We start from the raw sequence: 12,766 nt of genomic DNA on the forward strand, positions 1-12,766 counted from the left end.
CGCATGGGAGATATGGTCGTCGTACGCAAGGAGGGGCTGTACTGCGTCCCTGGCGGTTTCTATATCGATCCCTGGCGCCCGGTCGAACGCGCCGTGATCACCCACGCCCATGGCGACCATGCGCGCTACGGCCACGGCAAATACCTGACCGCCGCCAGTGGCGTGCACGTGCTGCGCTCGCGCCTGGGCGACATCAACGTCGACGGGCTCGAGTACGGGCAGACCGTCGTCCATAATGGCGTCACCATCTCGCTGCACCCGGCCGGCCACGTCCTTGGCTCGGCACAGGTGCGCATGGAATACCAGGGCGAAGTCTGGGTCGCCTCCGGCGACTACAAAATCGAGCCGGATAAGACCTGCGCGCCCTTCGAACCCGTGCGCTGCGACACCTTCATTACCGAATCGACCTTCGGCCTGCCGATCTACCGTTGGGAACCCGAGCAGAGCATCTTCGACGACATCAACCGCTGGTGGAAGAAGAACGCCGAGGAGGGGCGCTGCAGCGTGATCTTCGGCTATTCCTTCGGCAAGGCCCAGCGCATCCTGTCGGGCCTGGATCCGGCCATCGGTCCGATCGTCTGCCACGGCGCCGTGGAACCGCTCAATCGCGTCTACCGGGAAGGGGGCGTCCTGCTCCCGCCGACCCTGATGGTGAGCGATGTCGACAAGGCGGCCCTGAAACAGGCCATTGTCGTGGCGCCGCCGTCCGCTTCCGGTTCGCCCTGGATGAAGCGCTTCGGCGACTACAGCGACGCCTTCGCCAGCGGCTGGATGCAGCTGCGCGGCGCGCGCCGGCGGCGTGGGGTCGACCGCGGCTTCGTGTTGTCCGACCACGCCGACTGGCCGGGCCTGATGAGCGCGATCGCCGCCACCGGCGCCCAGCGCATCATCGTCACCCACGGCTCGATTCCCGTCATGGTGAAATGGCTGTGCCAGCAGGGGCTGGATGCCGCCGGTTTCGACACCGAATACGGCGACGACGATGACGACGTCGGCATTGCCCCGCAGCCGGCGGCGGAGGGTGAAAAGGCAGTAGAACAGCAGGAGGCGAAAGATGCGTGAATTCGCCCGCCTGTTCGCCGAACTCGACGAAACGACCGCCACCAACCGCAAACTCGAGGCCCTGCAGCAGTATTTCTCGACAGCCGCGCCCGAAAACGCGGCCTGGGCCGTGTACTTCCTGGCCGGCGGCAAGCCGCGGCAGGCGGTGCCGACCAAGCTGCTGCGCCAGTTCGCGATCGAATACGCGGTACTCGACGAGTGGCTGTTCGACGAGTCCTATCATGCGGTGGGCGACATGGCCGAAACCATCGCCCACATCCTGCCAGCGCCGGAAAAGCACAGCGACGTCGGCCTGGCCGAGTGGATGACCGAACGCATCGGCCCCTTGCGCGGCGCCGACCCGGGCGTGATCCGCGAAGCCCTGTTCACTTATTGGAACGAGCTGACCACGCCCGAGCGCTTCCTGTTCTGTAAACTGATCGGCGGCGGCTTCCGGGTCGGGGTCTCGAAACTGCTGGTCACGCGCGCGCTGGCGAACATCGCCGCCGTGGACAGCAAACTCATCGCCCAGCGCCTGATGGGCTGGACCGACGGCAGCGTGCGCCCGACCGCCACCAAGTTCCTGCAACTCATCGCCGCGCAGTCGGACGAGGAACACAAGTTGCGCGGCGGCCAGCCGTATCCCTTTTTCCTTGCGCACCAGCTGCAGGGCGACCCAGCTGCGCTGGGCGATTTGCACGACTGGCAAGTCGAGTGGAAATACGACGGCATCCGCGCCCAGCTGGTGCGGCGGGGAGGGCAGAATTACCTGTGGTCGCGCGGCGAAGACCTGATCAGCGAGCGCTTCCCCGAGCTGTGCAGCGTGCGCCTGCCCGAGGGGACGGTGGTCGATGGCGAGGTGCTGGTCTGGGACCACGCGAACGATGTGCCGGCGCCTTTCGCCGAACTGCAGCGGCGCATTGGCCGCAAGACCTTGTCCGCCAAGCTGCTGGCCGAGCTGCCGGCCGTGCTGGTCTGCTACGACCTGCTCGAACTCGACGGCGTCGACCTGCGCCAGCTGCCCCAGCACGAACGGCGCACGCTGCTGGAAACGCAGGTGGCCGCCATCGACCAGCCGCAACTAAAAATTTCGCCCGTGGTCCGGGCCGACAGCTGGGAAGCGCTGGCCGCCCTGCGCGAAGAATCGCGCAACCGCGGCGTCGAGGGCATGATGGTCAAGGCCAAAAGCGCCCAGTACGGCGTCGGGCGCACCAAGGATGTCGGCACTTGGTGGAAGTGGAAGGTCGATCCCTACTCGGTCGATGCGGTGCTGATCTACGCCCAGGCCGGGCATGGCCGCCGCGCCTCTCTCTATACCGACTACACCTTCGCCGTCTGGGACGACGACGAAGGGCATGGCGAGCGCAAACTCGTGCCTTTTGCCAAGGCGTATTCGGGCCTGACCGATGCCGAGATCGCGCAAGTCGACAATGCGATCCGCAAGACGACCATTGAAAAATTCGGGCCGGTGCGCTCGGTGAAGCCGACCATGGTGTTCGAGATCGGCTTCGAGGGCATCGCGCTGTCCTCGCGCCACAAGGCGGGGATTGCCGTGCGCTTCCCGCGGATTTTGCGGCGGCGCGACGACAAGACGGTCGAGGATGCGGATACGCTCGATACCTTGAAAGGCCTGCTGGCGGCGGCAAGTGCATGAGCGGACCGACGCAAAAAGCCGTCAAGGATTGGTTCGCTTCACGCGGCTGGAAGGCTTTCCCGTTCCAGAAGGAAGTGTGGCAGGCGGCGCTGGCCGGCCAGTCCGGGCTGCTGCATGCGAACACGGGCGCGGGTAAAACCTATGCCGTGTGGCTGGCGGCCTTGCAACGCGGGGCGCTGGCCAAAGGACGGATGAGCGGCTTGCGCGTGCTGTGGATCACCCCGATGCGCGCGCTCGCCGCCGATACCCAGCGCGCGCTCGAAGAGTCCGCAGCGGCGCTGGCGCCCGAATGGACGGTCGGCGCCCGCACCGGCGACACCGGTTCGGCCGAGCGCGCGCGCCAGTCGCGCAAGTGGCCGACCAGCCTGGTCACGACCCCGGAAAGCCTGTCGCTGCTGCTCAGCCACGCGGCGGCGGCCGAGCAGTTCAAGCACCTCGACATGATCATCATCGACGAGTGGCACGAGCTGATGGGCAGCAAGCGCGGCGTGCAGGTGCAGCTGGCGCTGGCGCGGCTGCGTCACTGGCGCCCGGAACTGGTGGTCTGGGGCGTGTCGGCGACGATGGGCGACCTCGACCTGGCGCGCCAGGTGCTGCTCGGTGGCATGGAGGGCGTGCTGGTCGAGGGCGATACCAAGAAGGAAATCGTCGTCGATTCGCTGATCCCGAAGGATGTCGCGCGTTTCCCCTGGGGCGGCCACCTGGGCTTGCAGATGCTCAAGCCCGTGATCGACGAGATCGAGCATTACGACGCGACCCTGGTGTTCACGAATACGCGCGCCCAGTCGGAAATCTGGTACCAGAACATCCTGGAAGCGCGGCCCGACTGGGCCGGCCTGATTGCGCTGCACCACGGTTCGCTGGCGCGCGAGGTGCGCGACTGGGTCGAGCTGGGCCTGAAAAAGGGAGAATTGAAGGCGGTGATCTGCACCGCCAGCCTCGACCTGGGCGTGGACTTCCTGCCGGTCGAGCGCGTGCTGCAGGTCGGCAGCGCCAAGGGCATCGCGCGCCTGCTGCAGCGCGCCGGCCGCAGCGGCCATGCGCCGGGGCGGGTCTCGCGCGTGACCCTGGTGCCGACCAACAGCATGGAGATCCTGGAAGCGGCCGGGGCCAAGAAGGCGGTAGCGGCGCGCAAGATCGAAGGGCGCTACGTGCCGAATAAACCCTTCGATGTGCTGGTGCAGCACCTGGTCACGGTGGCGCTGGGCGGCGGCTTCCGCTCCGAGGAATTTTTCAATGAGGTGCGCCGTGCCTGGTCCTACCGGCATCTCACCGAGGAAGAGTGGCAGTGGGCGCTGGATTTCGTCGCGCGCGGCGGACAAAGCCTCACCGTGTATCCGGAATACCGGCGCGTGCTGCCGGACGAGGAGGGCGTCTACCGGGTGCCGGACACGGCCATTGGCCGGCGGCACCGGATGGGCATCGGCACCATCGTCTCGGACGCGACCATCCAGGTGAAATACGTCAGCGGCGGGCGCATCGGCAGCATGGAGGAATCCTTCATCGGGCGCCTGAAACCGGGCGACCATTTCCTGTTCGGCGGGCGCATCCTCGAATTCGTCCGGGTCCACGAGATGACGGCGTTTGTAAAACGCGCGACCGGCTCGCGCGGCGCGATCGCACGCTGGCAGGGTGCGAAGATGCCGATGTCCTCCGAACTGGCCCATGCCGCGCTCGAGCAGCTGCGTCAGGCGGCCGAGGGCCGTTTCGAGGGGCCCGAGATGCAGGCAATCCGGCCGCTGCTCGACATCCAGTCGAAGTGGTCGGCGCTGCCCACGCTCGACACCCTGGTGCTGGAATCGATGAAGAGCCGCGAGGGCTACCACCTGTTCGTGTATCCCTTCGCAGGACGCTCGGTGCACATGGGCCTGGCCTCGCTGTTCGCCTACCGCATCGGGCGGCGCCAGCCGATTACCTTTTCGATCGCGATCAACGACTACGGTTTCGAGCTGATGTCGCCCGAGCCGGTCGACTGGGAGCAAGAATTTTCAAGCGCGACCGGGCTGGACGTGCCGCTGTTCGATACCGAGCACTTGCTGGAGGACGTGCTCGACAGCCTGAACGCGACCCAGCTGTCGCAGCAGCGCTTCCGCGAAGTGGCGCGCATTGCCGGCCTGGTGTTCCAGGGCTACCCGGGCCAGCCGAAGTCGAACCGGCAAGTGCAGGCCTCGTCCTCGCTGTTCTTCGAGGTGTTTCGCAAGCACGACGCCGGCAACCTGCTGTTGACGCAAGCCCAGCGCGAAGTGCTGGAGCAGGAACTGGAATTGACCCGCCTGCGCGATACGCTGGCCGAGCTGCATGCGCGCAAAGTCGCGTATCGTGTCGTGAAACGCGCGACGCCGTTCGGCTTTGCGCTGATGGTCGAGCGTTTCCGCGAAAAAGTGAGTACCGAGAAATTGAATGACCGCGTGGCGCGCATGGTGCGCGAACTGGAGAAGGCTGCAGCTGTATGACGGGTTCTGTTGTTGACATTGCTGGCGAGCGCTTGCTGCTCTTGCCTGAAAAGGCCGTGTTCTGGCCGGCCGAAAAGATGCTGATCATCGCTGATATTCATTTCGGCAAGGCGGCCTCCTTCCGCGCCCAGGGCATTCCGGTGCCGCGCGGCACCACCACCGAAAACCTGTTCAAGCTCGATGCCCTGATCGACATTCACGGCGCCGAACACGTCGTCTTCCTCGGCGACTTCCTGCATGCGCGCGCCGCTCATGCGTCCAGTACCCAGCAGGCGATGCTGGCCTGGCGCGAGCGGCGCCGCGAGCTGCGCCTGACCCTGGTGCGCGGCAACCACGACAAGCATGCGGGCGATCCGGCGGCGGCGCTCGGCATCGAACTGGTCGACGAGCCGCATGCCGTTGGCCCGTTTTCCTTCTGCCATCACCCCGACCTTGAGACTGGCGGCTATGCCCTGGCCGGCCACGTGCACCCCGCCTGGGTGCTGGCGACGCGCTTCGACTCTCTGCGCCTGCCGTGTTTCGTGGTGGGCAAGGGGCGCATGATCCTGCCGTCCTTCGGCTCGTTTACCGGCGGCCACGTCGTCACGCGCGAGCCGGGCGACGCCATCTTCGTTACCTCAGGCGAGGCCGTGCACAGCGTTCGTTAGCGCACCGTTTCCTTTCAGGCATAGGCGTACCTTGTAATTACGATACGAACATTGTCTGACCGATCTAAAGGAGACATGCCATGAAGCTGAGACTCACCCTGGGCGCGACCGTGGTCGCGCTGTTGCCCTTGTGTTCAATGACGCTGGCGCCGGTCGCTGCGCAAGCGCAGCAGTACGCGCGTGACAACCTGCCGAGCCCGGTGATCCGCGGCTTCAACGTCGAGGAAGTACGGCGCCTGGCGCCCGGCGTCGAACTGCATTTCGACCTGTACGGCACGCCCGGTGGCACCGCGACGCTGCGCATCGACGGTGCCACGCGCAACGTGTACATGACGGAAACCGAGCCGGGCCAGTATGTCGGCACCTACACGATCGGCGCCCGCGACCGCATCGCCAACAACAGCGCCGTCACCGCCAACCTGCGCGTGGGCAACCGTGTGGCAACCGACGTGCTAGCCGAATCCGTCGTGCGCGACGGCGCGCCGCGTCCAAACCGCCGCGGCGACCTGGCCACCGTGCCGAAGATCGAACGCTTCGAGGTGCGCGCCAGCGACGAGCTGGTGCCGGGCAGCGATCTCGGCTTCACTGTGTTCGGCACCCCGGGCGCACGGGTCGAGCTGACGATCACCGGCGCGCGCGGCGTGTTCTTCCTGCCGGAAGTGCGTGCCGGCGAGTATGCGGCCGACTACACGATCCGCCGTGACGACCGTATCGCCCCGGACAGCCGGGTGACGGCGACGATTCGCGCCAACGGCCGCTATACGAGCCAGGTGCTGGGTCGTCCGCTGCTGGCCGGGGCGCCGCGTCCGGTTGCCGGTACTCCCACGACCGCGCCGCGCACGGCACGCTACTGCACCAATTGCGCAACGGTGGAGGCGGTGAACGTGGTCGAGGTCAGCGGCCAGGGCAATTATCTTGGCACGGCGGCTGGCGCCGTCATCGGCGGCCTGCTGGGTAACCAGGTCGGCAGCGGCAGCGGGCGCACGGCGGCCACGGTGGCCGGGGCCGTTGGCGGCGGGTTGGTAGGCAACAACATCGAACGCAACCGGAACCGCTCGCAGCGCTATGAAGTCGTGGTGCGCTACACGGGCAATGGCGCGACGCAGACACTGCAGTACGAAAACGACCCGGGCTTCCGCGCCGGTGATGCGGTGCGGGTGAACAACGGCGTGCTGTCGCGGGATCAATAAAACAGATAAAACAGGCCGAAGGCCTGCATCAATGTAGCGTGAGCTCCCGAGCCCACGATTCACGTTACATAACAGAACGGCTCCAGCATGCCGGAGCCGTTTTACTTTACATGGGCCGGATCGCTTCGGCGCCGAATCCTCAGGCCGTCGCCAGCACCTGGTCGCCACCGGCTGCGTCGAGCTCGGCCTTCTTGGCGCCGGCTGCCTTGGTGCGCGAGCGCGACGGTGGCAGGCGGCGCAGGGTCTTCAGCGCTTCCGGATCCTTGATGCCGATGGTGCGCTGGTCGACCGTGATCAGGCCGATTTCATTAAAGGCCGACAGGGTGCGGCTCACCGTTTCCAGCGTCAGGCCCAGGTAGCTGCCGATCTCGTGGCGCGTCATGCGCAAGTTGAACAGCTTGCTCGAGTAGCCCATGGCGGCGAAACGGTCGGCCAGCGAGACCAGGAAGCGGGCCACGCGTGCCTCGGCGGAGAGGGCGCCAAGCATGCCGATCATGGCCTGTTCGCGTACCAGCTCGCGGCTCATCACGCCGTACATCAGGTTTTCCAGCTCCATGTGCACGCGGCCCAGGGCGGTCAGTTTCTTGAAGGGCAGCAGGATCAGGTCGCAGTCGGACAGGGCCACGGCCTCCGAGGCGTAGTGGCGGGTGTGGATGCCGTCGACGCCGAGCATGTCGCCCTTCATGGGGAAGCTCAGCACCTGTTCGTTGCCGAACTCGTCGATCAGCACCGTTTTCAGGAAGCCGGAGTTGACGATGTACAGGGTGTCGAAAGCCTGGCCGATCGTGTGGACGCGCTGGCCGGTCTTGAACTGTACGTGCTGGAACAGCAGTTCTTCGGAATTGATGGAGACGGCGGCCGGGATGTGCAGCAGGTCGCAGACTTCTTTCAGGTTGGACCACAGGCGGCCCTGGCGTTGGCGGCCTGCTTCCATAGGAGTGGAATGCATGGTCGACGAGGCGTTGCGTTGTTCTGGCGTTTGCTGGGACTGCATGCTTTTCTCCAGTGAAGAATTCGAGCTGGTGCGGCGTGGTGGGGGCCGCTACCGGGTGCTTCAATAGGATTCATCAAGCGGCAGGCTTGGCTTACGGAGAAAAATTAGATCGCAAGCAAGTCGATACGCTGAATTCAGTATGCCAACACGAGTTCGGCATTGGTATCAGCAATGGCTGAATGTGTAGGTAGGAGGGGAACTAGGGCTGTAAGAATATTCTTACCACAGCGGGGCGTCGTGTCAAGGAAGCGGAGAGGCGCCCTTGCTGCCGGCTCTAGGGTGGCCAGTAAGCCCCGTGGCGCGCATGGCACAAATGACTACGAAGCCTTGTCAAACGTCTTTTGAGCCCGCAGCGACAAGGCGCCTGGGCCCGCAACCGGCTTGCAGCCGGGCCGTTCAGGCTTTCAGGGGAGCCAGCAGCCGGTGGGCAACGGCGTATTGCACCATTTCCGATAGCGAGGTCATGCCCATCTTCTGCATGATGCGGGTCTTGTGGGTGCTGACGGTCTTGACCGACAGGTGCAGGTTGTTGGCGATCTCGGTGATCGACTTGCCGCCGACCAGCAGCGAAAACACTTCGAATTCGCGGTCCGAGAGCTGCTTGTGCAGCAGCTGTTCGTTCGGCGCCATGATGTTCAGGGCCAGCTGCTCGGCCACTTCGGTGCTGATGTAGGGCCGGCCCGAGGCCACCTTGCGGATCGCCCCGACCAGCTGGGTGCCCGCGCTTTCCTTGGTGAGATAGCCCTGGGCGCCGGCGCGGATGGCGCGCACCGCATACTGTTCTTCTTCGTGCATGGTGAGGATCAGGATCGCCAGTTTGGGCGCTTCGCTGCGTACTTGCCGGATCAGGTCGACACCGCTGCGTCCGGGCATCGACAGGTCGAGCAGCAGCAGGTCGAAGCCGCCCTGGCGCACCAGCGACAATACCTCGAAACCGTTGGTCGCTTCGCCGACGATTTCGACGTCGAGCGCACCGTCCAGGATGCGCTTGAGCCCCTCGCGCATGATCGTATGGTCATCGGCAATGACGATTCTTATCATGTAGTCGTTCCCCCATGCCGCGGCGCGCCGTGGCTCTTCTATATAGTAGGCGCCGCGCGCAGGCGCGGCGGCGTCCATGTCAGGCAGCGGCCGGCTCGTGGATCAGGCGGTGCACCAGTACCGGCTTGGTCGTATGCGACAGCACTTTATTGGTGACGCTGCCCAGCAGGATCTGGCCCCAGCCGCTGCGGCCGTGCGAACCCATGAAGATCAGGTCGCAGCCTTCCTGTTCGGCGACGTCGACGATCTTGAGCGCGGTGGCGTCGGAAAAGGCAGTCATGCAGCTGTGCTGCAGGCCGGCGCCGGCGCAGGAACGCATGATCTTGCCCATGTAGTCTTCGCCGGTGCGCCGCATTTGCGCGATGTATTCGTCCTCGCTGGGGTAGGAGGGCGGAATGATTTCGACGTACACCGGATACTGGTATTCCGGTGCGACGAACAGGGCCAGCACCTCGGCCCCCATCTGGTGCGCGAACTTGACGCCGGCACAGGCCGTGTGCTGCGAGACGGCCGAGCCGTCCGTGGTGATCAGAATCTTCCGGTACATGATGAGCCCTCCATACGCCACGCCATTGTGGCTTCTGAATCGCGTTCCGGGCTTGTGACCGCGCAAGCTGTTGACTTTGCTCAAACACGAGCTCGCCTGCTTCGGAACGCCTCGAAAAACGGTGCACAATCGACGCGACCACAAAACAACACCTGACTTGCGAAAATATTCAGGAACTGCACGGTTTTATTGTCGCGGAATTAAGTTTCCTTGTCCATTTCGTTGTATTGCTTTTTCCGAGATTTACCTACGGCAACTACGCTGCTAAACTCGCTTACTGAATTTACGGGCTTCCAGTGGCTGCATGACGCGCGCGGAAGTCCTATCCAACGGACCGAAGCACGCAGATTGCGACACACTCATATTATGGAGAAGCAGGAATTATGACCGACGCCGCCGACGATTTCGACGCCTTATTCGAGGAAGTGGCAGCCCAGCGCGCCAGCGCGCCGGCGCCTGCTGCGCCGGCCGCATCGGCTAGCCCGGCAGCACCTGCCGCGGCCGACGAAGACGACCTGGAAGCCCTGTTCGACCAGGTCGCGTCCAGCCAGCCGGCCGCAGTGGCCGAGGCACCGGCCGCCGCACTGGCGACCGCCGCCGTGGCCAGCGTCGCCGTGGCCAACGTCGCCGCCGAAGAAGGAGCGGAAGGCGACAAGAACATGTACGAACGCCTGGGCGGCATCGTGCGCCTGCTGCACGACTCGCTGCGCGAGCTGGGCTACGACCGCGCGCTGACCGAGGCGTCCTCGCAGATCAACGACGCCCAGGACCGCCTGGAATACGTCGCCACGCTGACCGAACAGGCCGCCAACAAGGTACTGAATACCCTGGACGACGGCATGCCGGCACAGGACAAGCTGTCGAAGCAGGCCTCCGAGATGGAAACCCGCTGGGCCGACCTGTTCGCGGGCAAGCTGAGCCTGGACGAATTCAAGGCCCTGGCCGGCGATTCGCGCCAGTTCGCGGCGACCGTTTCGGAAGCCACCGAGGCGGAAAAAGCCCGCCTGCTGGAAATCATGATGGCCCAGGACTTCCAGGACATCACCGGCCAGCTGATCAAGAAAGTCGTGGGCATCACCAAGACGGTGGAAAACGAACTTGCCCAGCTGCTGCGCGACAACGCACCGCCGGAGACGCGCGCCAAGCTGGCCGAAAAGGAAGCGGCTCCCGCTCAATTGATGTCCGGTCCGTCCATGCCGTCCGCGGCGCTGGACCAGGATAACGTCGACGACCTTCTTGCCGATCTGGGATTCTAATGGACGATATGCTCAAGGACTTCGTCGTCGAGGCGATGGATCTGGCTGTCAATGTTGAAGAACACCTCCTGCGCCTCGAACGCGATCCGGAAAACAAGGAAACGCTGAATGCGGTCTTCCGTTCCTTCCACACGATCAAGGGTGGTGCCGGTTTCATGGGCTTGCCCGCGCTGGTCGCGGCCTGCCACCTGACCGAGAACCTGTTCGACGCCCTGCGCACCGGCGCCGCGCCGGTCACGCCCCTGTCGATCGAGGCGGCGCTGCAAGCCTCGGGCTTCGTGGCCGACCAGCTGAACGACCTGAACAACGGCACCGCGCCCGAAGCGCTGGCGCCGATGCCGCAAGACCTGGAACGCATCCTGATGGACGCGATCGAAGGCAAGACCGAGGCGGCGCCCGCCGCGGCTCCGGCCGCCGCACCGGCGCCGGTTGCCGAAGTGGCTGCACCTGCCGCCGCGCCCGCTGCCGTGGCAGCCCCAGCGGTCGGTGAAGACGGACTCGACTGGCCTGCGATGTACAACGCCGTGGTGCCGGCCAGCGCCGCCATCGCGACGGCGGCCCCGGAAGCCGCTGCTCCTGCCGCTCCTGCTGCCGCAGCGCCGGCCGAAGGCGCCGCAGCGGCAGCCGCGCCTGCCGCCAAGGCTGGCTGGGATGGCGTCGACCGCCGCGCCAGCGACGGCAAGGCCGCCGCCGCCGCGCCGGCCAAGGACGAAAGCATCCGTATCGATGCCGTGAAACTGGACGCGCTGCTCGAAGTGGCGGGCGAATCGGTGCAGGCCGCCAACCAGGCCGCCGTGCTGCTGGAACGCCTGTCGCAGTTCAAGTTCGAAGGCCAGGCCGCCACCCTGATGGCGACGCTGACCGAAACCCTGGAACGCGCCTCGCGCTACTCGGCCGAGCTGCAGCGCGCCACGCTGGCGACCCGCATGCAGCCGGTGGGCCGCCTGTTCCAGAAGTTCCCGCGCCTGGTGCGCGAACTGGCGAAGGACCTCGGCAAGGACGTCGAGCTGACCATCGAAGGCGCCGAGACCGAAGTCGACCGCGTCGTCGTGGACAGCCTCTACGATCCGCTGGTGCACATGCTGCGCAACGCGCTCGATCACGGCGTCGAATCGCCGCAGGAACGTGTCGCCGCCGGCAAGCCGGCGAAAGCCTTCATCCTGCTGAAAGCCTGGCAGGAAGCCAACAGCGTCATGATCGTGCTGCAGGACGACGGCAAGGGCATGGACCCGGTCAAGCTGCGCCGCAAGGCGATCGACAAGGGCCTGATCGGCGAGAACGGCGCCCAGAGTGACGAGGATGCCTACCAGCTGGTGTTCCTGCCGGGCTTCTCGACCAAGGAAGTGGCGTCGTCGGTCTCGGGCCGTGGTGTCGGCATGGACGTCGTGAAAACGGCGGTTGAAAAGAACCGCGGCGCGATCCGCATCGATTCCTCGCTCGGCCACGGCACCAAGTTTGCGATCCGGCTGCCGATCGAACTGTCGATCGTGCCGACCATGCTGGTCTCGACGTCCGGCGCTTCGCTGGCGCTGCCGATGGCGGTGGTCGAGCGCGTGGTCGAGCTGCCGGAAACCTTCTCGCAGGTCGGCGGCGCCCCGGTGCTGAAAGACCAGGGCCGTCCGCTGCCGGTGCGTTCGCTGGCCGGCTCGCTCGGCTACGAGGAAGCGGCGGAACGCGTCGGCATCGTCATCAACGCCCCGCAGCCCTACATCCTGGCGGTGGAAGCGGTCGATGGCACGGCCGACCTCGTCATCAAGCCGATGACGGCGCTGACGGTGGAAGGCATCACCGGTACCGCGCGTTCGGCCGAGGGCGAACTGGTGCTGGTCGTGGGCCTGTCCTTCCTGATGGACGGCTGCCGCAGTTCGGTGCGCATGGCAGCATAAAACGCACGATTTCAGTGAAAAAGGGCGAAATCAGCCCTTGCAATAAAAGCCTGCGCA

10 protein-coding genes are annotated in these 12,766 nt (G+C 65.4%); 7 read left to right on the plus strand and 3 right to left on the minus strand.

Annotated features, from left to right (window positions below; translation table 11 throughout):
• The first annotated feature begins 3 nt into the window (after nt 1-3).
• The 5 genes from C2862_RS09020 (at nt 4) to C2862_RS09040 (ending at nt 6,985) form a co-directional block, all read left to right on the plus strand.
• Nucleotides 4-1,062, plus strand: coding sequence for a ligase-associated DNA damage response exonuclease (locus C2862_RS09020; protein ID WP_136219794.1), 1,059 nt, complete (start codon nt 4-6; stop codon nt 1,060-1,062).
• Nucleotides 1,055-2,695, plus strand: a complete 1,641-nt coding sequence (locus C2862_RS09025; RefSeq protein WP_136219795.1) for an ATP-dependent DNA ligase — start codon at nt 1,055-1,057, stop codon at nt 2,693-2,695. The genes C2862_RS09020 and C2862_RS09025 overlap by 8 nt, the downstream gene beginning before the upstream one ends.
• Complete coding sequence (locus C2862_RS09030; RefSeq protein ID WP_136219796.1) at nt 2,692-5,148, plus strand: ligase-associated DNA damage response DEXH box helicase; 2,457 nt, start codon at nt 2,692-2,694, stop codon at nt 5,146-5,148. The genes C2862_RS09025 and C2862_RS09030 overlap by 4 nt, the downstream gene beginning before the upstream one ends.
• Nucleotides 5,145-5,795: a ligase-associated DNA damage response endonuclease PdeM gene (gene pdeM / locus C2862_RS09035; RefSeq protein WP_136219797.1), complete on the plus strand. Its 651-nt coding sequence runs from the start codon at nt 5,145-5,147 to the stop codon at nt 5,793-5,795. The genes C2862_RS09030 and pdeM overlap by 4 nt, the downstream gene beginning before the upstream one ends.
• Nucleotides 5,796-5,875: 80 nt before the next feature.
• A complete protein-coding gene (locus C2862_RS09040; RefSeq protein WP_136219798.1) occupies nt 5,876-6,985 on the plus strand; it encodes a glycine zipper 2TM domain-containing protein in 1,110 nt (369 codons plus the stop codon).
• Between the two features lie 139 nt (nt 6,986-7,124).
• On the opposite strand, the gene C2862_RS09045 is transcribed toward C2862_RS09040, so the two are convergent.
• From C2862_RS09045 to C2862_RS09055, 3 genes are all read right to left on the minus strand, one after another.
• Entirely contained in the window at nt 7,125-7,919 is a 795-nt protein-coding gene (locus C2862_RS09045) for a Crp/Fnr family transcriptional regulator (RefSeq protein ID WP_136219914.1), read from the minus strand.
• A gap of 456 nt (nt 7,920-8,375) precedes the next feature.
• Nucleotides 8,376-9,020 carry a response regulator transcription factor gene (locus C2862_RS09050; protein WP_056332929.1) on the minus strand — a complete coding sequence of 215 codons (645 nt, stop codon included), beginning with the start codon at nt 9,018-9,020 and terminating at the stop codon, nt 8,376-8,378.
• 79 nt (nt 9,021-9,099) lie between these two features.
• The gene (locus C2862_RS09055) at nt 9,100-9,567 is read right to left on the minus strand and encodes a universal stress protein (RefSeq protein ID WP_136219799.1); all 468 of its coding nucleotides are present in this window, start codon (nt 9,565-9,567) and stop codon (nt 9,100-9,102) included.
• Nucleotides 9,568-9,950: 383 nt separating this feature from the next.
• Between C2862_RS09055 and C2862_RS09060 the strand changes: the two genes are divergently transcribed.
• Nucleotides 9,951-10,823, plus strand: coding sequence for a protein phosphatase CheZ (locus C2862_RS09060; protein ID WP_136219800.1), 873 nt, complete (start codon nt 9,951-9,953; stop codon nt 10,821-10,823).
• Nucleotides 10,823-12,709, plus strand: coding sequence for a chemotaxis protein CheA (locus C2862_RS09065; RefSeq protein ID WP_136219801.1), 1,887 nt, complete (start codon nt 10,823-10,825; stop codon nt 12,707-12,709). The genes C2862_RS09060 and C2862_RS09065 overlap by 1 nt, the downstream gene beginning before the upstream one ends.
• Nucleotides 12,710-12,766 lie beyond the last annotated feature (57 nt).

The sequence above is a fragment of the Massilia sp. Mn16-1_5 genome (assembly GCF_004798585.1).
Lineage (GTDB): Bacteria > Pseudomonadota > Gammaproteobacteria > Burkholderiales > Burkholderiaceae_D > Telluria.